The following is a 23008-nucleotide window of genomic DNA, read 5'->3' as shown; positions in this document are numbered from 1 at the left end:
GGACTTGCCCGTCGACGTGTTATGTTTGCGGACGTTTTTCACCTATTTTTAATCGACCTGAAGACTGAGCCTGCTGACTCTATGCGAATGCGCCTTATGCTACTGGGCGGCGGGAATGCCCTCGGGCAGGCGTTGATTCGTCTGGGTGCCGAGGAGAACATTGGATTCCTCGCGCCGCGTCCACCGCAAGACGGTTGGGATGCGGCAAGCCTGACGCAACTGCTCGATGACACCCGCCCGGATGCCTTGATCAATCTCGCTTATTACTTCGACTGGTTTCAGGCGGAGCGGGTAAGCGCTGACAGGCTGGATAATCAGGAACGCTCCGTCGAGCGTCTCGCCGAACTGTGCCAGCACCACAACATCGTCCTCGTTCAGCCGTCCAGCTACCGCGTGTTCGACGGTTCGCGGGCGACGGCTTACAGCGAGAAAGACGAGCCCGTGCCGCTGGGTTCCCGTGGCCAGGCTTTATGGCGCATCGAGCAAAGCGTGCGCGCCACCTGCCCGCAGCATGTGCTGCTGCGTTTCGGCTGGTTGCTCGACGACAGCGCCGAAGGCGTACTCGGGCGCTTTCTCAGCCGCGCCGAATCACCCGGTGAATTGCTGCTGGCGGACGACCGTCGGGGCAATCCGACCCCGGTCGACGATGCCGCAAGAGTGATCATTTCGGTGCTCAAGCAGCTTGATTGCGCCGCGCCGCTGTGGGGCACTTACCACTACGCCGGCCACGAAGCGACCACGCCACTGGCGTTTGGTCAGGCCGTGTTGACCGAAGCCCGTCTGCTGCGCCCGCTGGCGATCGAAACGCCGACTGCGCAAGCCCACGCCGCGCGTCCGGATGCCGCCGAAGAGCCGCAGAACGCCGTGCTCGCCTGCAAGAAAATCCTCCACACTTTCGGTATCAAGCCACGCGCCTGGCGTGCTGGCTTGCCCAACCTACTGGACCGCTATTACCGCCATGTCTGATGCTCCTGTCCTCATCACCGGCGGCGCCGGTTTCATCGGTTCGCACCTGACCGACGCGCTGCTCGCCAAAGGCTACGCCGTGCGCATCCTCGACGACCTGTCCACTGGCAAACGCAGCAACCTGCCGCTGGACAACCCACGCGTGGAGTTGATCGAAGGTGATGTCGCCGATGCCGCGCTGGTGGCCCGGGCGGCGGTGGGTTGTCAGGCCGTTGCGCATCTGGCTGCCGTCGCGTCGGTGCAGGCCTCGGTGGATGATCCGGTGAAAACGCACCAGAGCAATTTCATCGGCACGCTGAATGTCTGCGAAGCCATGCGCCAGGCCGGTATCAAACGCGTGGTGTTTGCTTCAAGCGCTGCGGTGTACGGCAACAACGGCGAAGGTGAGGCCATCACCGAAGACACCCCCAAAGCACCGCTGACCCCGTATGCGTCGGACAAATTAGCCGGTGAGCACTACTTCGATTTCTATCGCCGTCAGCACGGCTTCGAGCCTGTCGTATTCCGCTTCTTCAACATCTTCGGCCCGCGCCAGGATCCTTCATCGCCGTACTCCGGCGTGATCAGCATCTTCGCGGAGCGTGCGGTAAACGGCCTGCCGATTGCCGTCTTCGGTGACGGCGAGCAGACTCGCGACTTCTTCTACGTCGAGGACCTGGTTGATCTGGTCGTGCAGGGGATCGAGATGCCGACGGTGGCAGAGGGCGCGGTCAATGTCGGCCTGAACGCCACCACCTCGCTGAATGAATTGCTGGGAGCCCTTGCCGAGGTGGTCGGCGATCTGCCGCCGGTGAGTTACCTGCCGGCGCGATCAGGGGACATCAAGCATTCCCGGGCGAGCAATCAGCGTTTGCTTGAGCGCTTTGAAGTGCCTGAGCCGACGCCGCTGAAGGTCGGGCTGGCGCGACTGCTGGGGCGTTGAATCCCGCGCAGCAAAAAGGCACCGAGGAGGTGCCTTTTTTGTGCATGCTCGTTCGGGCGCAAGCGCTTCGAACTTCAAGCGCTTAGAACTTGTAGCCCACGCCGACCATGTACACCCACGGATCGACGTCCACGTTCACTTTGGTCCGGCCGACACCCAGTGCAGACGGGCCGTCCAGCGTGGCTTGGGTGTCGATGTCCACGTACCAGACGGCGGCGTTGACCATAATCTTGTCCGTCAGCATGTAGTCCGCGCCGATCTGTCCGGCCCAGCCCCAGGAGTTCTTGATGTGCAGGTTGTTCATGCCCTGGCCCTTGCGTTCGCTGCTCAGGTTTTCGTCGTAGAACCAGGTGTAGTTCACGCCGACACCGGCATAGGGCTGGAATTTCGACGTCGCGTCCATCGGGTAGTACTGCAGCGACAGGGTAGGCGGCAGCTGTTTCACGTCCGCCAGCTTGCCATCCAGACCCGGCCCCAGGCCTTTGACGGCGACTGTGTGCTGGAAGGGCGTTGCCGCCAGCAGCTCAAGGCCCACGTGATCGGTGAGCATGTAGGCGAAGGCCAGGCCCAGTTGAGTGTCGCTGTCCAGCGTCGCTTTGGTGCCCGGGACTTTGGTGCCGTCCAGCTTCAGGTTTCCGCTTTCTTCGTTGGGCGCTGTGGTGGCGGCACCGGCGCGAATAATAAAATCACCGGCCTGGTGGGCGTGAGCAGCGAGGGGGACACCGAGTGCAAGCGCGAGCAGGGGCACGCTGAGCAGGGACTTGTGCATGGGGGCTCCGTAAGGGCGTAAAAAGTTATGCCCTATGTTACGAAGCGTCTAGTTCGCGGTTTTTGACCTGGCTCAATGAAAACGTTAATTAAGGCGGCCCATGATAGAAGGGTCGACGCCCGTGTCGGCGTAAACATAGCCTTTGTGGGAGTGAGCTTGCTCACGAAGACGGCGGTCCAGGCGCTAGAAGTGCAGCGGTTGTCTTGTCCCCTTCGCGAGCAAGCTCGCTCCCACGAGGACTGCGCGTGTCCGTCAATGCGCCTCCTGCTAACGACCCTTACTGCTCATCCGGCATTTCGTAGACCAGAATCTTGTCTGCTTCCATCTGGTAACCGGCATCGGCCAACTCGCTGGTCGACGGTTTAACCTGCATCGGGCCTTCGATCCAGTAGGGTTGGTACAGCTCATCCACCTTGACGCCCAATTCGCTGGTCACGTGGACGATTTGATTCGGCGGCGGCGGTGGCACGTGGATGCAGGCACCGAAGTAGGGCACCAGCAGAAACTCGGTCACCCGGCCTTCCTCGCTGACTTCCAGCGGCACGATGTAACCCGGCAGCCGCACTTGCTGGCCGTCCAGCGACTTGACCACCGGCGCGTGGGGCGCCAGTTGATGGGCGGCGGGCGCGGACTCGACTGACAGTGTATCCGCCAAGCTCGACAGATTGTGCATCGGCGTGGTGATCAGCTTCACCGGCGGCGCGTCGGGCGGGATCATCTCCTGCCACGTCAGCACGCGCAGGTCCTGCGCCCACAACGGCGTCGCGACGAGCATCATCAACAGCATCCAACCCATCCGCATCACAACGACCTCATAAACGAATCGACAACCCGTCTGCCAGCGACTGGCGATAGGCACGCCACGCGGGCACGGTCCCCATCAATACGGCAGCGCCGAGAATGCCTGCCAGCAGCGTCCACTCGTACGTGCTGGGCAGCGACAGCGGCAGATACAAACCGTAATTGGCCTGCACGTAACCCTGCGCGGAGGCGATGCCGATGTAAAGCAGCGCCAGCCCGCAAACCGAACCTCCCAGCGCCAGGGCGAAGGCTTCCAGCACCAGCAGACTGGCGATGTGCCAAGGCCGTGCCCCCACCGAGCGCAGAATCGCCATCTCCCGACGCCGCTCGTTGAGGCTGGTGAGAATCGCCGTCAGCATGCCGATCAGCCCGGTCAGTACGACAAACAGCGAAATCACGAACAGCGCTTTTTCAGCCGTACCCATGAGGCTCCACAGCTCCTGCAACGCCACCCCAGGGAGGATCGCCAGCATCGGCTCGCCCCGGAACCCGTTGATGTCGCGCTGCACCGCAAAGGTCGCGATCTTGCTGTTCAGCCCAAGCATGAAGGCGGTGATGGCGGTGGGCGTGAGGTCCATGTTGCGTGCCTGGTCGGCGCTGATACGCCCGGCGCCTTGGGCGGGCACGCCGTTGTGCCAGTCGATGTGAATCGCTTCCATACCGCCGAGGCTAATGTGCAACGTGCGGTCCACCGGCGTGCCGGTGCGTTTGAGAATGCCTACGACGGTGAACGGCTTGTCGTCATGCTTGACCAGACTCACCGTTGCGACGCCGTGGGCCAGCACCAGCTTGTCACCGAGCTTGTAATGCAGCGCGTCGGCCACTTCCGCGCCGAGCACCACTTCGAACGGGTCGGTGGCGAACGGCCGGCCGTCGGCCAGCTCCAGGTGTTGCTGACGACCGTACTGATAATGCTCGAAATACGATTCGTTGGTGCCCATCACGCGATAGCCGCGATGGCTGTCGCCGAGGGAAATCGGGATCGCCCACTTCACCTGTTTGCTGTTGGCGAAGTGTTCGAAGCTGTCCCAGCGAATGTTGTTGGTGGCGTTGCCGATGCGAAACACCGAATACAGCAGCAGGTTGACCGACCCCGAGCGCGCGCCGACGATCAGGTCCGTCCCGCTGATGGTGCTGGCGAAACTCGCGCGCGCTTCGGTGCGCACCCGTTCGACCGCCAGCAGCAGGCACACGGAGAGGGCGATGGCGAACGCGGTGAGGAAGGCAGTGAAGCGGCGGTTGGCGAGGCTGGCCAGCGCCAGACGAAGAAGATACATCTCAAACCTCTGCAGCGACGGCGGCGCGATTGAGTTCGGCCAGCGACAGGTTGCGATCGAACAGCGGCGCCAGGCTCTGATCGTGGCTGACGAACAACAGGCTGGCGCCGGCCTCGCGGCATTCGGCGAACAGCAACTGGATGAACGCTTCCCTGGCGTCGGCATCCAGCGCCGACGTGGGTTCGTCGGCGATGACCAGTTCCGGCTGGCCGATCAGGGCGCGAGCGGCAGCGACGCGCTGCTGCTGACCGATGGACAGCGAGTCGGCGCGGCGGCTGAGCATTTCAGGGTCTTTCAAGCCCAGGTGAGCGAGCAGGCTTTCAGCCGCTTTGTCGACGCTGCCGTGGCGTTGCGTTGCCCGCTGCGTGCGTAATCTGGAAAAGCGGCACGGCAGCTCGACGTTCTCGCGCACCGACAAAAACGGCAGCAGGTTGAACTGCTGAAAGATGTAGCCCGTGTGATCGACACGAAAGCGGTCCCGCGCCCCGGCCGAGAGCTGCGTCAGCTCCTGACCGAGCAGGCGAACGCTGCCCCGACTCGGGCGCTGCACACCGCCCAGCAGACCCAGCAGCGTGGTTTTACCGCTGCCGCTGGGGCCTTTGAGAAACAGGGTTTCGCCGGCATCGAGGCGAAACGCCGGAATGTCCAGCAGCTGCGGATGCCCCGGCCAGCTGAAGCCGAGTTCGGACAGTTCAATGAGCGCTTGAGTCATGACCACACGTGCGTCTGAAAAGTGATCGACCGGGAAGCCCGGCCGTTGAAGAAATGGTGCTGATTAAAATTTGACCACCGGATTGCTCGGACGCACTTCAGCGCCCATTTGGCGTTTCGGTGTCACCAGTTGCACCTGAATGGTCTGGGTGGCCGGGAAGCTTTTGAACAGTTGGGTCAGATCAAGCTTGTTGAGCACATTCGGCGCGCTGCAGGTGAATTGATAGTGGCCGTGAATTTCGCTGTGCTCGTGTTCAGCGGCGTCGCCATCGGCGTGGTCGTGATCGTCGTCATCCTTGTCGCCGAACAGCGTGCTTTCCACACGCTGTTTGGTGGCGGTGCACCCGGCGCCTTCCGGGAGACTGAACAGCGCGTGGGGCTTGAGCAGCGTTTCCTTCGCCAGGGCCAGGGTCATCTTGTCGGCGGCGGTGGTTGCCGGGTGCTCGAAGCCGACGATGTTCATGGCCGGGGTGTCGAGTTCCAGTTCCAGCGTGCGACCGTCCAGCGCCATATCCAGCCGCGCGACACCGTGCACATGCGCGCCGAGACTGCCGTGCTCATGATCGTGGTCATGTTCATCGGCCGCTTGAGCAGCGGCGAGGGGCATCAAGGCGAAGGGCAGGGCGAGCAGCAAACGACGCATGGGGGAAGCTCCGAGGGCAAGTCTGAAAGTTGTTATGTGATCTTATAACAATGTGTTGCGCCGTTTCTTAACTTTTTCAATCAGCTTTGTAGGAGCGTGGGCTGTCAGGGATCGCGTGCAGGTCGCCAATTCCTGTGGGACCATGCCGGTCCGCCTTATCAAAGGACACACCCCATGCTCCGAATCCGTGGAACCGTCGGCGATCTCCCGGTGGATCTGACTGTGGAAATGGACGACGCCGACTGGGCTCGGCTGGGCATTCAGCTAGGCGCGCAGGTGCAGGAAACGTCTGCGCCCGCTGATACCCCCGTCAAGCCGGCGGCCAGTCGCAACGATGCTGTCTGGGATATCGCTCAAGCACTGCTGCGCAAGGCAGGTCACTTGACCGGGCCGGATCTGCTCGGTCAGTTGGAAGGTCTGTCGGGCAGCACCGCTGCGGGCAAACGCCTGATGGTGCGGATGCGCCACAGCGCTAATGTGAAAGTGGAAAGCCAGGGCGACACGCCGGTGTATCACTGGATTGAGTGATACACACGGGCGTTTTGGACCCGTGTGGGACCGGCTTTAGCCGGGAAGGCGTCATCCGTCACACCACAAAATTGAGGGTGCTCATGCGGGCCTCTTCCCGGCTAAAGCCGGTCCCACAAGTAGACCGCGTACATTCCTTGGGACTGGCTCGGTCTATCAAAGGACCGGCTTCAGCCGGGAAGGCTAGTAAAGCGCTGCAAACAACCGACGACGATACGTAGTGACCAGCGGGTGATCATTCCCCAGCAGGTCAAACACCTGCAGCAGCGTCTTGTGCGGCTGGCCTTCGTTGTAGCTGCGGTTGCGGATGAACAGCTTCAGCAGTCCTTCCAGCGCGGCTTCGTATTGCTGGCGGGACAATTGCTGGATCGCCAACTGGTGCGCAGCTTCATCGTCCTGCGGGTTCTGCGCCAGGCGCGATTTCAACTCGGCGACATCAGGCAGCGCGGCGGCTTCAGCCAAAAACGTCAATTGCGCCTTTGCTCCGGCCAGCGCGGCCTTGTGCTCATCCCCTTTAACCGCATCCAGCACCGTGCGCGCTTCTGTCAGCTCGCCGCGTTCGGCCAGGCAGCGCGCATACAGAATCAGCGCGGCGGCGTTGGTGTTGTCCTCGGCGAGGATGGTCTGCAGGACCGCTTCGGCTTCGGCAAAATGGCTCTCGGCGAACATCGCCTGCGCGGTTTTCAGCGGGTCGGCGGCGGCTGGCGGCGGCATCTGCACATGGGGCTCAAGCAGCGCGCGGATTTGCGATTCAGGCTGGGCGCCGGAGAACCCATCGACCGGCTGGCCGTCCTTGAACAGCACCACGGTGGGCAGGCTGCGAATGCCGAAGCGCGCCACGATGTCCTGTTCAGCGTCGCAGTCGACCTTCGCCAGCAGCAATTCTCCCTGATAACTCTCGGCAATCTGCTGCAGCAGCGGCATCAGCACCTTGCACGGCGCACACCACTCGGCCCAGAAATCCACCAGCACGGGTTTGTGAAAGGAATTCTCGATGACCATCTGATCGAAAGTGGCGGTGGTCGCATCGAAGATATACGGCGTGTCCTGGCTCATCGCGGGTCTCGAAAAAAGGCTTGATGGCGCGAACTATAAAGGGCTGGGGGGATTGTCGGAAGCGGGGTTGATGCCTCTCGCTAAATTGCAGGCGCGAAGCAAGTCATGACCTGGTCGCATGATAAAGACTCACCCTGCGAAACTCCCACGGCTCGGCCAGATCCGGCAGCGTTAGCGCTTCCAGAATTCCCAACCGCGTATAAAGTGGGTGCTGAAAGTCCCGCACCCGGGAATCAGCCACCAGCACTTGTTTTCCACGACTGAGAAACTGATCCAGCAGCGGCAGGTTGGCGCGGTCGTACAGCACGTCCGCCACGAGGATCAGGTCGAAACGATCGTCTTCGGCGAAGAAGTCCCCCGAATATTCAAGTGTCACGCCATTCAATTCGGCGTTGGCCCGGCAGGCCTCGATCGCCAGCGGATCAAGATCACAGGCGACGGCTTCAAGCGCCCCGGCTTTCATCGCCGCAATACCTGCGACACCCGACCCCGCGCCGAAATCCAGCACCCGCTTGCCCGCGACCCAGTGCGGCTGCTCGGCGAGAAAGCGCGCCAGCGCCAGGCCACTGGCCCAGCAGAAACTCCAGTAAGGCGGGTCTTCAAGAATGCGCCGGGTTTCCTCGGGGCTGAACGCGCGATCCATATTGTTAGCGTCGATCAGCCACAACTTCAGGTCCGTCCCCGGCAGCGCTTCGGCGACCAGTTGCGCATCGCCCAGCAGCTCGCTCAGTGCGGCTTGCAGGTGGAGCGGGGCGGTCACGGCGCGGTAGCGAATTGCAGCTGACCCAGCGCCTGAGTGGTGGGTTGAGTGATCAGTACGGACGGCAGATGCAGAATCAACTGACCCGACTTGCTGGCGCGTCCACGCAGTTCCACGCGCGCTCCGACCGGGAAAGCTTCCGGATTGAAGCGCAACTGGAACGGCAGCGACTGGTTGTTGCCCATCAGTTTGGTGCTGGTCAGCAGCTTCTGCGGGCGGTTGCGATCGTCGATCACCAGCAGCGCCAGCTCGACTTCTGCGCCGGCTGGCACACCCAGCAGCTGGCCGCTCAATTCGCGCTGAAACGGCTGCAACGGACCTGGCCCTTCCGGCAGTGTGATGGCGTTAGGGGCAGGCTTGGCGGGCGCGGCAGATTTCGGCGCCTCGGCCGTGCTGCAGGCAGCGAGCAAGCCCACAAGGCTGATTACAGCAAGCGTACGTAGCGTCATGAACAGCTCCAGAAAAAACAGAAGGCGGGCGAGATAGGCGCGGGATGACGCAGTATCGCTGAGTGCAGCGGGTTTCACCGCACTAGATGCGCGTCTATATACCTCAAAGCCTCGCACTTGTCTTGCCAGCGAGATGCGCTACCATGGCCCTCCCTTTTTTTGTTGCCTGCCACCATGCACTGTCCCTTTTGCGGTGCCAACGACACCAAAGTCATTGACTCGCGCCTTGTTGCTGAAGGCGATCAGGTTCGCCGCCGCCGCGAATGTGTCGCCTGCGAAGAACGCTTCACGACATTCGAAACCGCTGAACTGGTTCTGCCCCGGCTGATCAAGCAGGACGGCAGTCGTCAGCCCTTCGACGAAGAGAAGCTGCGTGCCGGCATGCAGCGTGCGCTGGAAAAGCGCCCGGTCAGCGTCGAGCGGCTGGAAGCGGCCCTGGCCCATATCAAAAGCAAGCTGCGCGCGACGGGCGAGCGCGAAGTCAAATCGCTGATCGTCGGTGAGCTGGTGATGGGCGAACTGCAAAAACTCGACGAAGTGGCTTACATCCGCTTTGCTTCTGTTTATCGGCGGTTTCAGGACCTCAACGAATTCCGCGAAGAAATCGACCGGCTGGCCCGCGAGCCGGTTAAAGAGTGAGCATGACCTCCACAGAGCAAAGCGTGCTCGACGCAGCCTATATGGCGCGGGCGCTGGAACTGGCGCGCAAGGGCGTCTACTCGACGCACCCCAACCCGCGTGTCGGCTGCGTGATCGTGCGTGATGGCGCCATCGTCGGCGAAGGCTGGCACGTGCGCGCCGGTGAACCCCACGCCGAGGTGCATGCCCTGCGCCAGGCGGGCGACAAGGCCAAGGACGCGACCGCTTACGTCACCCTCGAGCCCTGCAGTCATCATGGCCGCACGCCGCCGTGCGCCGACGCGCTGGTCAACGCCGGTGTCGCGCGAGTGGTCGCCGCGATGCAAGACCCCAATCCCGACGTTGCCGGCCGTGGCCTGTTGCGCCTGATGAACGCTGGGATCGCGGTGCAGAGCGGCGTACTCGAAAGCGAAGCGCGGGCGCTGAACAAAGGTTTCCTCAAGCGTATGGAACACGGCCTGCCCTACGTGCGGGTCAAGCTGGCGATGAGCCTTGACGGACGCACGGCCATGGCCAGCGGTGAAAGCCAGTGGATCACCGGCCCCGAAGCGCGCTCCGCCGTGCAGCGCCTGCGTGCGCAGTCGAGTGTGGTGCTGACCGGCGCCGATACCGTGCTGGCCGACAACGCGCGGCTCACTGTCCGTCCTGACGAATTGGGCCTGAACGCCGAACTCACCGCCCTGGCCGCGACCCGACCGCCGTTGCGCGTGTTGGTCGACGGGCGTTTGCGGGTGCCCCTTGATGCGCCGTTCTTTAAAGCGGGCAATGCGCTGGTGGTGACCTGTGCGGCAGCCTCGGCCCGCGAGCGTTACCACGACGAAGGCCACGACATGCTGGCGCTGCCAAGTAGTGGCGGGCATGTCGACCTGCGCAAGTTGCTGGTTGAACTGGCGGCCCGGGGCGTCAATGACGTGCTGGTCGAAGCCGGTCCCAAACTGGCCGGCGCGTTTACCCGGCTAGGCCTGGTGGATGAATTCCAGATCTTCGTGGCGGGCAAATTCATGGGCTCGTCGGCGCGGCCGTTGCTGGACCTGCCGCTGGCGCAGATGAGCGAGGCGCTCGAACTCAAGATCGTCGAAATGCGAGCGGTCGGCAATGACTGGCGAGTCATTGCGATACCCGCGTCGCACCCCGGCGTATAATTCCGGCTTCCGCGCTCAGCGCTGGCCCTGTTTTCCAGGAGCACCCATGTTTACCGGCATCATCGAATCCATCGGCAGCATCCGCGCCATCACTCCGAAAGGCGGCGACGTCCGCGTTTACGTAGAGGCCGGCAAGCTCGACCTTTCCGACGTCAAGTTGGGCGACAGCATCGCGGTCAACGGCGTCTGCCTGACCGCCGTTGAACTGCCAGGCGACGGCTTCTGGGCTGACGTCAGCCGCGAGACCCTGAACGTCACCGCGTTCGTCGATCTGAAGACCGGCAGCCGCGTCAATCTGGAAAAAGCCCTGACCCCGACCACTCGCCTGGGCGGCCATCTGGTCAGCGGCCACGTCGACGGCGTCGGCGAAGTCTTGTCCCGCGAAGAAAACGCCCGTGCGATCCAGTTCCGCATGCGCGCCCCTCGCGAGCTGGCCAAGTACATCTCCCACAAAGGCTCAATCACCGTCGACGGCACCAGCCTGACCGTGAACGCGGTCAATGGCGCCGAGTTCGAGCTGACCATCGTTCCGCACACGCTGGCCGAAACCATCATGGGCGACTACCGCCCGGGCCGTAAGATCAACCTGGAAGTCGACCTGCTGGCGCGTTACCTCGAGCGTTTACTGCTCGGTGACAAAGCGGCTGATCCGACGCCGGCCCAGGGCGGCACCATCACTGAAAGCTTTCTGGCCGCCAACGGCTACCTCAAATCCTGAATTGAAGGGGGTGCCGCGTGGCGCTCAACAGCATCGAAGAACTGGTTGAAGACATTCGCCAAGGCAAGATGGTCATCCTCATGGATGACGAAGACCGCGAGAACGAAGGCGATCTGATCATGGCCTCCGAGTGCGTCAAGGCCGAGCACATCAACTTCATGGCGCGTTACGCCCGCGGCCTGATCTGCATGCCGATGACCCGCGAGCGCTGCGAAGCCCTGAAACTGCCGCTGATGGCGCCGCGCAATGGCTCGGGCTTCGGCACCAAGTTCACCGTGTCCATCGAAGCCGCCGAAGGCGTGACCACCGGGATTTCTGCCGCCGACCGCGCGCGCACCGTTCAGGCGGCTGCGGCCAAGGACGCGAAAGCCGAGGACATCGTCAGCCCAGGCCACATCTTCCCGCTCATGGCCCAGGCCGGCGGCACGCTGTCCCGCGCAGGCCATACGGAAGCGGCGTGCGATCTGGCGCGCATGGCCGGTTTCGAACCGACCGGCGTGATCTGCGAAGTCATGAACGACGACGGCACCATGTCCCGCCGCACTGAGCTGGAAGCTTTCGCGGCCGAGCACAACATCAAGATCGGCACCATCGCCGACCTGATCCATTACCGGATGATCCACGAACGTACCGTTCAGCGGATTGCCGAGCAGCCCCTCGACAGCGAACTGGGCCATTTCAATCTGGTGACCTATCGCGATTCCGTCGAGGGCGACGTGCACCTGGCGCTGACGCTGGGCAAGATCTGCGCGGAAGAAGCCACGCTGGTTCGCGTGCACAACATGGACCCGCTGCGCGATCTGTTGATGGTCAAACAGCCCGGCCGCTGGAGCCTGCGCGCGGCCATGGCCACGGTGGCAGCGGCTGGCAGCGGCGTTGTGTTGCTGCTCGGTCACCCGCTCGATGGCGACACGGTTCTGGCCCATGTGCGTGAAACCGCCGGCGGCACACCGATCAAGACCCCAACCACTTACAGCACTGTCGGTGCCGGTTCGCAGATCCTTCGTGACCTCGGCGTGCGCAAAATGCGCCTGATGAGTTCGCCAATGAAGTTCAATGCGATATCCGGTTTCGATCTGGAAGTTGTAGAATACGTGCCCTCCGAATAAAGACCGGCAGGTGACAGGTCCCGACAGCGCTTTGCCGTTGGTGGTTTTGTCCCTGCAGTCGCCCGATTCGTGGCCTAAAATCCCTGAAAGCGCGCCCGATGCGCGCTTTCATGCTCTTTAATACGAGAACACGAGACTCAGCCGAATGACCCTGAAGACCATCGAAGGTACCTTCATCGCCCCCCAAGGTCGCTATGCCCTGGTGGTTGGCCGCTTCAACAGCTTCGTCGTCGAAAGCCTCGTCAGCGGCGCCGTTGATGCCCTGGTTCGCCATGGCGTGAGCGAAAGCGACATCACCATCATCCGCGCACCGGGCGCGTTCGAAATCCCGCTGGTTGTGCAGAAGGTCGCTCAACGCAGCGAATTCGCCGCCATCATCGCGCTCGGCGCCGTCATCCGTGGCGGCACCCCGCACTTCGAATACGTCGCTGGCGAATGCACCAAGGGCCTGTCCCAGGTGTCCATGGAGTTCGGCGTGCCCGTCGCATTTGGCGTCCTGACAGTCGATTCCATCGAGCAGGCGATCGAGCGCTCCGGCACCAAGGCCGGCAACAAAGGCGCTGAAGCTGCCCTGTCCGCCATCGAGATGGTCAGCCTGTTGGCGCAGTTGGAGGCCAAGTGATTAACGACGAAAGCGATCAGTTCAACCCGCGTGATCCGCGTGCGGCCGATGCTGGCAAACCATCGAAAAGCGAGAAGCGCCGTGCGGCTCGCCAGATGGCCATGCAGGCCTTGTACCAGCGCCATATGGCTGGCCAGTCGCTGAACGAGATCGAAGCACAGTTTCGCGTCGACAACGATTTCACCTCCGTTGATGCGAGCTATTTCCACGACATCCTCCACGGTGTCCCGGCCAATCAGGACAAGATCGACGCGGCGCTGGCCCCTTGTCTGGACCTGACCATTGAAGAGCTGGACCCGGTTGAGCTGGCGGTATTGCGCCTGTCGACTTGGGAACTGCTGGAGCGCATCGACGTGCCGTACCGCGTGGTCATCAACGAAGGCATCGAGCTGGCGAAAGTCTACGGTTCGACCGATGGCCACAAGTTCGTCAACGGCGTGCTCGACAAGCTGGCTCCGCGTCTGCGCGAAGTCGAAGTGAAGGCGTACAAGCGCTGAGGCTTCTGGGTTTCTCCAGAACCTGAGCGTCTCCGCCATGGGCGAGTTCGAGCTGATCCGCAATTACTTTGCCGCTGCGCCCTGCGCGCAGCCCGGCGAGGGCGTTGCCTTGGGGATCGGCGACGACTGCGCCCTGTTGTCGGTGGCCGCTGGCGAACAACTCGCCATCTCCACCGACACGCTGGTCGCCGGGGTGCATTTCCCCGACGTCTGCGATCCTTTCCTGCTCGGCCAGCGCGCACTCGGCGTCTCGGCCAGCGACTTGGCCGCCATGGGCGCCAGCCCCCTCGCATTTACCCTTGCCCTGACCTTGCCGCAGGTTTCCGCCGAGTGGCTGGAAGCGTTCGCCCGCGGTTTGAACACCATGGCCCAGGGCTGTGGCCTGCGCCTGGTTGGCGGCGACACGACACGCGGGCCTCTGAGCCTGACCCTTACTGTCTTCGGCACCGTCCCGACCGGAAAGGCCTTGACCCGCAGCGGCGCACGGCCTGGCGATTTGCTGTGCGTAGGCGGTCCCCTGGGCGACGCGGCCGGGGCGCTGCCGTTGGTGTTGAACCAGCGCACCACCGAGGCGTCTACCACTCAGGCCTTGCTGACGCGCTACTGGTCGCCACAGCCGCAGTTCGAGTTGGGTATCGCGTTGCGCGGCAAGGCCAGCGCGGCGCTGGACATCTCGGACGGCCTGCTCGCCGATTGCGGACACATCGCCACGTCATCGGGCGTACGCTTGCTCGTTGAGCGCGACCAAGTGCCGATGTCTGACGCGCTGCTGAGGTTTTTCGGGCCTGATGCGGCGTTGAATGCCGCGCTCAGTGGGGGCGATGACTACAGACTGGCCTTCACGCTGCCGCCATCATGGCTGGCTGAGTTGCAGGCCGCCGGCTTGCCTGTTTTCGTTCTGGGCCGAGTCGTCGAAGGTCACGGTGTGGCGCTGATTGACGCACTTGGGCAGGACGTCACCCCGTCGACTCGGGGCTATCAACACTTTCAGGAGACACGGTGACAGATCATCCTAATCAGGTCCCGGCGGAAAACGTTCCTCCGTCGGTATGGACCAACCCGTGGCATTTCCTGGCCTTCGGTTTCGGCTCCGGCACATTGCCCAAAGCGCCCGGCACCTGGGGCTCAATGGTTGCTGTGCCCTTTATCCCGTTGTGGCAAATGCTGCCCGACTGGGGCTATTGGCTGGTGCTCGGCCTGACGATACTGTTCGGCTTCTGGCTGTGCGGAAAAGTGGCGGACGACCTGCGCGTTCACGACCATGAAGGCATCGTCTGGGACGAAATGGTCGGGATGTGGATTACCTTGTGGCTGGTGCCCGAAGGTTGGCCTTGGCTGCTGGTCGGTTTTCTGGTGTTCCGCTTTTTCGACATTCTCAAGCCCTGGCCCATTCACTGGATCGACAAGCACGTACACGGCGGCGTCGGCATCATGCTTGATGATGTCCTGGCCGGTGTCTTCGCGTGGCTGGCGATGCAGGGGCTGGTCTGGCTATGGGCCGTGATGTAGGGGCTGCGCTCATGAGGCGTTCAGGTGTGGGATGGCTGCTCGCTGTTTGGTTGCTGATGACAAGTGTCTGGGCGACTGCCGATGCGGCAACGCCCGCACTGATGCCCGACGAGCCCTCCGACATCCTGCTGGTGAGCGAGCACTGGATTGGCTACACCGAAACCGATGGCACCGGTCTAGGTTGGGATCTGATGCGTGAGATCTTCGAACCGGCCGGCGTCAAGGTGGAGCAGCGCATCGAGCCTTATACCCGCGCGGTGGGGCTGGTGCAGCGCGGGGAGGCCGATGCCTGGATCGCCGCCTACCAGGATGAGGTCGAGGGCACGCTGTATTCCACGTGGCACTACGACACTGACGAAATCTACACGCTGGGTCTGGCCTCCAAGCCGCTGCCTTCGCTGCAAACGTTGGGCAAATATCGTCTGGCCTGGGTCCGTGGCTACGAGTATCAGCACTACCTGCCCAACGTGACGCACTTCAACGAGGTCGCGAGGCGCGATCACATTCTGTCGATGCTCGAATACGGGCGTGCGGATCTGTATATCGACGCCAAACCGGAAATGGACTTCGTGCTTGCCCAAAGCAACGATCCCCAGCGTTATCGGCTGACCTATCTCACCTCCATTCCTTTGTATCTCAGCTTCGCGGACAACCCACGAGGGCGCGCGCTGCGCGATCTATTTGATGCGCGCATGAGCAAACTGGTGCCCAGCGGCAGGCTTCGGCCAATCTTTTCGCGCTGGAAGCATCCGTATCCGTTCGATGCAGACGATGCAGACGATGCTCAGCCTCGCGCTGGCGTCAGCCACTGATCAAACGTGTTGATCTGATTGGCCAACAATTCAGCCTAAGCGTCTCTCGGAACCTGCTGTTACAATGTTGCGAATTTCCAGCCCTCATACTGATCAGGAGCACCCGGTGCCCGTCGTATTTGTCGCGGCTTCCAAGCTGCCTACCCCCTTTGCCACTTTCAAGATGAACGGCTTTCTCGAGCAGGAAAACGGTCGCGAGCACGTCGTACTGACCCTCGGTGATGTGTCGGATGGCGCCCCGGTGCTCGGTCGTGTGCATTCCGAATGCCTGACCGGTGATGCGCTGTTCAGTCAGCGCTGTGATTGTGGTTCCCAACTTGAAGCGGCGTTGCGCGCCATCGCCGCTGAAGGCCGTGGCGTGCTGTTGTACCTGCGCCAGGAAGGTCGCGGCATCGGGCTGATGAACAAGATCCGCGCGTATGAATTGCAGGACGGCGGTGCCGACACCGTTGAAGCCAACGAGCGTCTGGGCTTTGCCGCTGACCAGCGTGATTACGCCATTTGCCTGCCGATGCTGGAACATCTGGGCATCAAGTCTCTGCGTTTGATGACGAATAATCCGCGCAAGGTCAAAGCGCTCACTGACATGGGCATCACCGTCGCCGAGCGCGTGCCGCTGCACACCGGCCACAATCCGCACAACAAGCTCTATCTGGCGACCAAGGCCGGCAAGCTGGGTCACATGATGGGCAACGAGCATCAGAGCGAAGTCGATCCGGCGTGACACTCGGCAGTCTCTGCTATCGCCCGATGCGGCCTGGAGACGCTTGATGCGCCCACTGATTGGCTGCCTGGTGTTGCTGATCGCCTTTCAGGCCAGCGCTGCCCAGCGGGTGGTCAGCCTCGCACCCTCTCTTACCGAGATCGTTATCGAACTGGATGCCGCCGATCTGTTGGTCGGCGTGCTGGACGGCGGCCCGCGCCCACAAAAAGTACTGGGCCTGCCTTCGGTGGGTCGATACGGCCAGCTCGACATCGAGGGTTTGCTCAGTTTGCAGCCTGATCTTCTGCTGCTGTGGCCCGGCAGCGTTAGCGCGGCCCAGCGCGATCAACTCAAGCGCCTGAGCATCCCCACCTACACCGCCGAGCCTCACACGCTGAACGAGCTGGCTGATCAGATCGAGCAAATGGGCGAGCGCCTTGGCCGCGCTGACCGTGGACGACAGGCAGCGAACGATTTCCGTCAGCGATTGGCCGCATTGCGTGAACGCTATCGGCGTGATGTGCCGCTGAAGGTGTTCTACCAAGTGTGGGATCAGCCGCTTTACACCGTAGGCGGCGGGCAGATCATCAGTGATGCCCTGACCGTGTGCGGCGCTCGTAATGTCTTCGATGACCTGACCCTGCCGGCGCCGCAGGTGAGTATCGAATCAGTGCTGCAGCGTGACCCGGATGTGATTCTGGCCAGCGACGCTGCGTTGTTGCCGGCATGGAAAACCTGGTCGCAGTTAATGGCCGTGAAAGCCGGTCGCCTGTTTGCCGTGCCCGATAAAGGCTTAGAACGGGCAAGCGGACAGATGGTGGGCGCGGTGGCGAAGCTGTGCCGCGTGGTGGCGCCAGATCGCTAGATCAGGCAGCTGCAAATCTACAGCTCCGGCGTCCAGGTCACGCCAAACATCCACGTCCGGCGCTCTTCGCGATAGCCGTAATTGCTGCCATCGAAGCTGTACAGCGTGCGGCTGTAGCGTTTGTCCAGGGCATTATCCAGCTTGAACTCCAGCTTCACTTCGTCGCTGGCTTTCCAGCTGCTGCGCAACCCGAACAACGAATAGCCGCCGATATGCTGGGTGTTGGCCTCGTCGTTGTAGCTGTCGCTGACGGCCTGCCAACTGGCGCCGACAGCGAGGCGATCAAACTGACGGTCGAGATCGAGGTTCAGGGTGCGGCGAGCACGACGGTTGAGCGTATGGCCGGTGTCTCGGTCACGTGGGTCGATGACCGACGCGCCGAGCTTGCCGGTCCAGCCGAACAACTGCTGCTCAAGGGATGCTTCGAAACCGTTGATCCGTGCCGAGCCGATATTTTCAGGACGGAAGTCGCTGTCGAGAGCAATCGCGTCCTGCAGATCCGTGCGATAGAGCGAGGCCTCAAGGCGAGAGGTTTCGCTCAGGCGACTGCGCCATTGCAGCTCGTAGGTTTTCGAATGCTCGGGTTTGAGATTCGGGTTGCTGAAGTCCGGGTAATACAGGTCATTGAATGTCGGCGCGCGGAAGCCCTCGCTGTAGGACAGCAGCACATCGTTGGCGTCATTGAGCGGCACGGTGAGCGTGCCGCTCCAGGTGTTCTGACTGCCGAACTGCTCATTCTGGTCGTGGCGCAGGCCCAGCTCGGTCGAAAAGTGCTCACCTTTGAAACGATGCTGAATGAACGCCGCGCGGTTCCAGCGGCTGTCCTCGTCGAACGCCGTGCTGCTGTTGACGCGATCTTCGTACCAGTCGCCGCCCAGCATTAGGCTGTTGCGCCCGTCCAGGGCCAGATCGTTCTGCCAATTGACCGAGTCGCGGTAGGTGTTGAACACGTAGTGATCGTCGCTCAACTTATCCAGCGTCTTCTCGCGGTTTTCGCTATGGCCGAGCTCCAGGCGGGTTTTCCAGGTCCGGTTGATGCGGGCATCGACGTAGGTGCCGAGGCTGCTCAGGTCAAACTTGCTGTACTGCTGCTGCCCTACGGTATCGAACGTGACCGGGTCGAACAGGCCGAACGGATTGTCGAACTCGGTCTTGCCCCGGTTATCCAGCGCGTTGAAGCCGACTTCCACATCGTCGCTGAGCCAGTGGCTGAGGTTCAAGCTCAGGGATTTATTGCGGTAGGCGTCGTGGTCGCCATCGCTGGCGAAGGACGGGCCGGTGCGGTCGATGCCTGCCGTTTGATCCAGGCTGGTGCTGAGGTTGAAGTGCGTCTGCTGATCGCCGCCCGACAGGCCGAGGCTCTGCTGCTGCGTACCTCGATTGCCGAAACCCGTATGCAGGCGTGCCTGAAGGCCTTGTTCGGCGCCCCGTCGGGTGAAGATCTGGATCACGCCGCCAATGGCGTCAGCGCCGTAAATGACCGAACGTGAACCGCGCAGCACCTCCACGCGCTCGATCTGCTCGACGTCGAGGTATTGCAGGTTACTGTCCGCCGACGTGGCATTGGCAATACGCTGGCCATCGACCAACACCAGACTCTGCGCAGCCTTGGTCCCGCGAATGAAAATTCCCGGCAGACTCCCGCGACCGCCGCTGGGCGCGACTTGCACGCCGGGCACGCGACTCAGCAGGTCGGTGACGCTACTCGGTTGCAGCCGCTCGATGTCGGCGCGGGTGAACACAGTGTTAGCCGCGCTACTGGCGTCACGTTGCTCAACCTGGCGATCGGCGCTGATCAGCACGTTGTCCAGCTTCAAGGCGCTTTCGCGATCAGGCTGATCGGCAAAGGCCTGCGTGGCGGGGATGAGGGACAAGGCAAGGGCGACACGGGAAAGGGTCATTTTTTGTACAACCAGGCTGTCTGACACACATGCCCCCAGTGGGAGCGAGCTTGCTCGCGAATGCTGGGTTACAGGCGATGAAGATACGTTGAACGGGCAGACGTCTTCGTGAGCAAGCTCACTCCCACAGGATTCGCGTTTGTCAGGCGATTGCGGTGTACAACCGCAACAGGACAGTCTCATGTCTCCCATCAACCGGACAATGCCAGAGATGGGCTTGCTGACAAATTAACTGTGGGAGCGAGCTTGCTCGCGAATGCTGAGGGTCAGGCGATGAAGATGTATTGAAGGCACGAATGTCTTCGCGAGCAAGCTCATTCACACAAGTTCGCGGAGTGGGCCAGTGATTCGGCGCCACTCCGGTCGAACCTGCAAGTGGTTACATCTTCAGCAGGCGCTGGTTGATCGACGCTTCGATCCCGGCGGCATCCAGCCCGCACTCTGCCAGCATCTGCGCCGGTTTTGCGTGCTCGACGTACACATCCGGCAGGCCCAGGTGCAGCACTGACTTGAGAATGTTCTCCCGCGCCAGGAACTCGCTGACCGCCGCGCCTGCGCCGCCCATGATGGCGTTTTCTTCGATCGTCACGAGCAAGTCGTGGCTGCTGGCCATTTCGCGCACCAGTGCCTCATCCAGCGGTTTGACGAAGCGCATGTCGACCACGGTCGCGTCGAGCTTCTCCGCCACGATCAGCGCTTCGGTCAACTGCACGCCGAACACCAGCATCGCGACGTTGCTGCCTTGACGACGAACCACGCCCTTGCCGATTTCCAGCGGTTCGAGACTGCTCTCGATCACCGCATCGGGGCCGTTGCCGCGTGGGTAACGCACGGCGGCGGGGCCTTTGAACAGGTGACCGGTGGTCAGCATCTTGCGCAGCTCGTTTTCATCGCTCGGCGTCATGATCAGCATGCCGGGAATGCAACGCAGGTACGACAGATCGAAACTGCCGGCGTGGGTCGGGCCGTCCTCGCCCACCAGACCCGCGCGGTCGATGGCGAACAGCACGTCCAGATTCTGCACAGCGACGTCATGAATCAGCTGGTCGTAACCGCGTTGCAGGAACGTCGAATAGATCGCCACGACTGGCTTGGCGCCTTCGCAGGCCATGCCCGCTGCCAGCGTCACCGCGTGCTGCTCGGCGATGGCAACGTCGAAATAGCGCTCCGGGAAACGTTCGCTGAACGCCACCAGATCCGAGCCTTCTTTCATGGCGGGCGTGATGCCGACCAGACGCTCGTCCGCTTCAGCCATGTCGCACAGCCACTGGCCAAATACGCCGGAATACTTCGGCCCGTCGGCTTTTTTGGGCACGACAGGCGCGTTCAGCGGGTCGAGTTTTGTGATCGCGTGATAGCCGATCGGATCAACCTCGGCCGGGGCGAAGCCTTTGCCTTTCTTGGTGACCACATGCAGGAACTGCGGACCCTTGAGGTCACGCATATTGCGCAGGGTGGCGATCAGGATAGGCAGGTCATGGCCGTCGATCGGGCCGATGTAGTTCCAGCCAAGTTCTTCGAACAGCGTGCCGGGCACCAGCATGCCTTTGGCGTATTCCTCGGTACGACGGGCGATTTCCCACGCGCCGGGCAGACGCGACAGCACTTTCTTGCTGCCTTCGCGCATGCTCGCGTACGTGCGGCTTGAGAGGATTTTCGCCAGATAATTCGACAGCCCGCCAACGTTGCGCGAGATCGACATGTCGTTGTCGTTGAGAATCACCAGCATGTCGGCGTTCACTTCGGGCGCGTGGTTCAGCGCCTCGAAGGCCATGCCGGCGGTCAGTGCGCCGTCGCCGATCACGGCAATGGATTTACGCTCACTGCCTTGCAGCCGGGAGGCGATCGCCATGCCCAGCGCGGCGCTGATGGAGGTGCTGGAGTGACCGACGCCGAAGGTGTCGTATTCGCTCTCGCTGCGACGCGGAAATGCCGCCACACCGCCTTTCTGGCGCAAGGTTGACATCTGCTCGCGACGACCCGTGAGGATCTTGTGCGGGTACGCCTGATGACCGACGTCCCAGACCAGCCGGTCGTCGGGCGTATCGAAGACGTAGTGCAAGGCCACGGTCAGTTCGATGACGCCGAGGCCGGCGCCGAAGTGGCCGCCGGTCTGGCCAACGGTGTAGAGCAGCTCCAGGCGCAGTTCGTCCGCCAGGGCTTCAAGCTCTGCTTCACCTAAGCGGCGCAGGCCGTCCGGCGTCACTGCCTTGTCGAGCAGGGGCGTGGACGGGCGCTCGCGGGGAATCTCTTTGAACGTCGTGGGCATCAGGCGAATCGTTATAAGTAAAAGAGGCGGCAGTTTACCTGATGCATTGCCGGCTGCGCACGATGTGCAGCAATGCGATGTTCAGGGGTAACGTTTACCGGCGAAATCGGGCAGCGGCAGCAAGGGCTGCCTGCACCCGATAAATGCTATGACCTGCGCTTAGTTGCGGCGTTCGACGATATAACGTGCCAGGGCCCGCAAGGGTTCGGCGGCCGCGTCGAACGGTCGCAGCGCCACGAGGGCCTGGTCGCGCAACTCAAGTGCGTAATGTTTGGCTTCTTCCAGGCCGAGCAGCGCGGGGTAGGTCGGCTTGTCACGAGCGATGTCAGCACCCTGACGTTTCCCCAGCGTGGCGGTATCGCTCTCGACATCGAGAATGTCGTCCTGCACCTGAAAGGCCAGGCCGATGGCGCGGGCGTAAATCTGCAGCGAATCAAGCTGGACCTGGGTTGCGTTGCCGCTGGCCAGAGCGCCGAGCCTGACGCTGGCTTCGATCAGTGCGCCGGTCTTGTGCCGGTGCATGAATTCAAGCGCCTTCTGGTCGAGCTTGAGTCCGACCGAGCCGAGATCAATAGCCTGCCCGCCGACCATGCCGGCAGGGCCGGATGCACGGGCGAGGGTGGCGACCATTTTCAGCCGGGTGTCGGCGTTTTGCGGGGTCAGTGCGTTGTCGCTCAGCACGCTGAACGCCAGGGTCTGCAGGCCGTCGCCAGCGAGGATCGCGCAGGCCTCGTCAAAGGCTTTGTGGGTGGTGGGCAGGCCACGACGCAAATCGTCGTCGTCCATGGCCGGCAGGTCGTCGTGAACCAGCGAATACGCGTGGATCAGTTCGACCGCGCAGGCTGCGCCGTTGGCGTGCTCGGCGTTGCCGCCCAAGGCTTCGCAGGCGGCGTAAACCAGCAGCGGGCGCACGCGCTTGCCGCCATTGGTGACGCTGTAGCGCATGGCGGCGTAAAGGCGGGTCAATTCAGGGGCGGGCGCATCGAACAGAGTCTCCAGCGCCGCGTTGACGCGAGCCTGGCTGAGTGCCTGATACGCCGCGATCATTCCGGCTGTTCCGCGTCGAACGGCTCTTCGGCGAGCTCGCCGTCGCGCTCCAGCAAGACCTGCACTTTCTGCTCGGCCTGGGCCAGCGCGCTCTGGCACTCGCGGGTCAAGCGGATGCCTTGTTCGAAGGCGGTCAGTGAGTCTTCCAGCGACAGCTCACCGTTCTCCAGACGCTCGACGAGCGTTTGCAAATCCGTGAGGGACTGTTCGAAATCCAGTGCAGCTTTCTTGCGGGCCATGGCGGCTATCCCGGTAGACGTTAAACCGGCGCGACACTAGCAGAGCGCAGGCAT

The 23008-nt window shown here is 62.3% G+C and carries 26 protein-coding genes; 14 read left to right on the top strand and 12 right to left on the bottom strand.

Annotated features, from left to right (window positions below; all coding sequences use genetic code 11):
* The first annotated feature begins 81 nt into the window (after positions 1–81).
* A complete protein-coding gene (locus tag FX982_RS04995) occupies positions 82–966 on the top strand; it encodes a sugar nucleotide-binding protein (protein ID WP_172609867.1) in 885 nt (294 codons plus the stop codon).
* On the top strand, positions 959–1888 hold the full coding sequence (locus FX982_RS04990; RefSeq protein ID WP_172609866.1) for an NAD-dependent epimerase/dehydratase family protein: 930 nt from the start codon (positions 959–961) through the stop codon (positions 1886–1888). Before FX982_RS04995 ends, FX982_RS04990 begins: the two co-directional genes overlap by 8 nt.
* A gap of 82 nt (positions 1889–1970) precedes the next feature.
* On the opposite strand, the gene FX982_RS04985 is transcribed toward FX982_RS04990, so the two are convergent.
* The 5 genes from FX982_RS04985 to FX982_RS04965 all read right to left on the bottom strand — a co-directional run bounded on the left by FX982_RS04985 (position 1971) and on the right by FX982_RS04965 (position 6089).
* Positions 1971–2657 (bottom strand): OmpW/AlkL family protein, encoded by a 687-nt coding sequence (locus FX982_RS04985; RefSeq protein ID WP_122536836.1) that lies wholly within the window; start codon positions 2655–2657, stop codon positions 1971–1973.
* Between the two features lie 277 nt (positions 2658–2934).
* A complete protein-coding gene (locus tag FX982_RS04980; RefSeq protein ID WP_438826299.1) occupies positions 2935–3444 on the bottom strand; it encodes a DUF3299 domain-containing protein in 510 nt (169 codons plus the stop codon).
* A gap of 25 nt (positions 3445–3469) precedes the next feature.
* Positions 3470–4735: an ABC transporter permease gene (locus FX982_RS04975; RefSeq protein ID WP_172609865.1), complete on the bottom strand. Its 1266-nt coding sequence runs from the start codon at positions 4733–4735 to the stop codon at positions 3470–3472.
* A gap of 1 nt (position 4736) precedes the next feature.
* Positions 4737–5447 carry an ABC transporter ATP-binding protein gene (locus tag FX982_RS04970; protein ID WP_172609864.1) on the bottom strand — a complete coding sequence of 237 codons (711 nt, stop codon included), beginning with the start codon at positions 5445–5447 and terminating at the stop codon, positions 4737–4739.
* A gap of 63 nt (positions 5448–5510) precedes the next feature.
* Positions 5511–6089 (bottom strand): DUF2796 domain-containing protein, encoded by a 579-nt coding sequence (locus FX982_RS04965; RefSeq protein WP_172609863.1) that lies wholly within the window; start codon positions 6087–6089, stop codon positions 5511–5513.
* A 174-nt stretch (positions 6090–6263) separates the two neighbouring features.
* Here FX982_RS04965 and FX982_RS04960 point away from each other — a divergent pair, with 174 nt between their 5' ends.
* Positions 6264–6617 (top strand): hypothetical protein, encoded by a 354-nt coding sequence (locus FX982_RS04960; RefSeq protein WP_172609862.1) that lies wholly within the window; start codon positions 6264–6266, stop codon positions 6615–6617.
* Between the two features lie 183 nt (positions 6618–6800).
* Here the strand turns inward: FX982_RS04960 and trxA are convergent, their stop codons facing one another.
* The 3 genes from trxA to FX982_RS04945 form a co-directional block, all read right to left on the bottom strand.
* Positions 6801–7673, bottom strand: coding sequence for a thioredoxin (gene trxA, locus FX982_RS04955; RefSeq protein WP_172609861.1), 873 nt, complete (start codon positions 7671–7673; stop codon positions 6801–6803).
* Positions 7674–7776: 103 nt separating this feature from the next.
* Entirely contained in the window at positions 7777–8433 is a 657-nt protein-coding gene (locus tag FX982_RS04950) for a class I SAM-dependent methyltransferase (protein WP_172609860.1), read from the bottom strand.
* Complete coding sequence (locus FX982_RS04945) at positions 8430–8882, bottom strand: YbaY family lipoprotein (protein ID WP_172609859.1); 453 nt, start codon at positions 8880–8882, stop codon at positions 8430–8432. The genes FX982_RS04950 and FX982_RS04945 overlap by 4 nt, the downstream gene beginning before the upstream one ends.
* A 174-nt stretch (positions 8883–9056) precedes the next feature.
* On the opposite strand from FX982_RS04945, the gene nrdR reads away from it, so the two are divergent.
* From nrdR to FX982_RS04890, 11 genes are all read left to right on the top strand, one after another.
* Positions 9057–9521 (top strand): transcriptional regulator NrdR, encoded by a 465-nt coding sequence (gene nrdR, locus FX982_RS04940; RefSeq protein WP_065988433.1) that lies wholly within the window; start codon positions 9057–9059, stop codon positions 9519–9521.
* Between the two features lie 2 nt (positions 9522–9523).
* Positions 9524–10663 (top strand): bifunctional diaminohydroxyphosphoribosylaminopyrimidine deaminase/5-amino-6-(5-phosphoribosylamino)uracil reductase RibD, encoded by a 1140-nt coding sequence (ribD, locus tag FX982_RS04935; RefSeq protein ID WP_172609858.1) that lies wholly within the window; start codon positions 9524–9526, stop codon positions 10661–10663.
* 46 nt (positions 10664–10709) lie between these two features.
* Positions 10710–11381, top strand: a complete 672-nt coding sequence (locus FX982_RS04930) for a riboflavin synthase (protein ID WP_172609857.1) — start codon at positions 10710–10712, stop codon at positions 11379–11381.
* A 17-nt stretch (positions 11382–11398) separates the two neighbouring features.
* On the top strand, positions 11399–12490 hold the full coding sequence (gene ribBA / locus FX982_RS04925; RefSeq protein ID WP_172609856.1) for a bifunctional 3,4-dihydroxy-2-butanone-4-phosphate synthase/GTP cyclohydrolase II: 1092 nt from the start codon (positions 11399–11401) through the stop codon (positions 12488–12490).
* A gap of 145 nt (positions 12491–12635) precedes the next feature.
* Positions 12636–13112 carry a 6,7-dimethyl-8-ribityllumazine synthase gene (gene ribH / locus FX982_RS04920; protein ID WP_037017809.1) on the top strand — a complete coding sequence of 159 codons (477 nt, stop codon included), beginning with the start codon at positions 12636–12638 and terminating at the stop codon, positions 13110–13112.
* Positions 13109–13609 carry a transcription antitermination factor NusB gene (nusB, locus tag FX982_RS04915; protein WP_172609855.1) on the top strand — a complete coding sequence of 167 codons (501 nt, stop codon included), beginning with the start codon at positions 13109–13111 and terminating at the stop codon, positions 13607–13609. Before ribH ends, nusB begins: the two co-directional genes overlap by 4 nt.
* A gap of 37 nt (positions 13610–13646) precedes the next feature.
* A complete protein-coding gene (gene thiL, locus FX982_RS04910) occupies positions 13647–14612 on the top strand; it encodes a thiamine-phosphate kinase (RefSeq protein ID WP_172609854.1) in 966 nt (321 codons plus the stop codon).
* Entirely contained in the window at positions 14609–15118 is a 510-nt protein-coding gene (locus FX982_RS04905) for a phosphatidylglycerophosphatase A family protein (RefSeq protein ID WP_122536850.1), read from the top strand. Before thiL ends, FX982_RS04905 begins: the two co-directional genes overlap by 4 nt.
* Before the next feature lie 11 nt (positions 15119–15129).
* Complete coding sequence (locus FX982_RS04900) at positions 15130–15930, top strand: substrate-binding periplasmic protein (RefSeq protein WP_172609853.1); 801 nt, start codon at positions 15130–15132, stop codon at positions 15928–15930.
* Positions 15931–16036: 106 nt separating this feature from the next.
* Positions 16037–16654, top strand: a complete 618-nt coding sequence (gene ribA, locus FX982_RS04895) for a GTP cyclohydrolase II (RefSeq protein ID WP_163022095.1) — start codon at positions 16037–16039, stop codon at positions 16652–16654.
* A gap of 46 nt (positions 16655–16700) precedes the next feature.
* Positions 16701–17498 carry a cobalamin-binding protein gene (locus FX982_RS04890; RefSeq protein WP_172609852.1) on the top strand — a complete coding sequence of 266 codons (798 nt, stop codon included), beginning with the start codon at positions 16701–16703 and terminating at the stop codon, positions 17496–17498.
* 17 nt (positions 17499–17515) lie between these two features.
* Here the strand turns inward: FX982_RS04890 and FX982_RS04885 are convergent, their stop codons facing one another.
* From FX982_RS04885 to FX982_RS04870, 4 genes are all read right to left on the bottom strand, one after another.
* A complete protein-coding gene (locus tag FX982_RS04885; protein WP_172609851.1) occupies positions 17516–19399 on the bottom strand; it encodes a TonB-dependent receptor domain-containing protein in 1884 nt (627 codons plus the stop codon).
* 379 nt (positions 19400–19778) lie between these two features.
* Positions 19779–21668 carry a 1-deoxy-D-xylulose-5-phosphate synthase gene (dxs, locus tag FX982_RS04880; protein ID WP_172609850.1) on the bottom strand — a complete coding sequence of 630 codons (1890 nt, stop codon included), beginning with the start codon at positions 21666–21668 and terminating at the stop codon, positions 19779–19781.
* Between the two features lie 159 nt (positions 21669–21827).
* Positions 21828–22715: a (2E,6E)-farnesyl diphosphate synthase gene (ispA, locus tag FX982_RS04875; RefSeq protein ID WP_172609849.1), complete on the bottom strand. Its 888-nt coding sequence runs from the start codon at positions 22713–22715 to the stop codon at positions 21828–21830.
* Positions 22712–22954, bottom strand: a complete 243-nt coding sequence (locus FX982_RS04870) for an exodeoxyribonuclease VII small subunit (RefSeq protein WP_062384761.1) — start codon at positions 22952–22954, stop codon at positions 22712–22714. Before FX982_RS04870 ends, ispA begins: the two co-directional genes overlap by 4 nt.
* Positions 22955–23008: the final 54 nt, after the last annotated feature.

It is taken from the genome of Pseudomonas graminis, from assembly GCF_013201545.1.
GTDB lineage: Bacteria > Pseudomonadota > Gammaproteobacteria > Pseudomonadales > Pseudomonadaceae > Aquipseudomonas.
The sequence above is the reverse complement of the archived record's forward strand: the minus strand, read 5'-3'. Positions and strand labels throughout refer to the sequence as shown.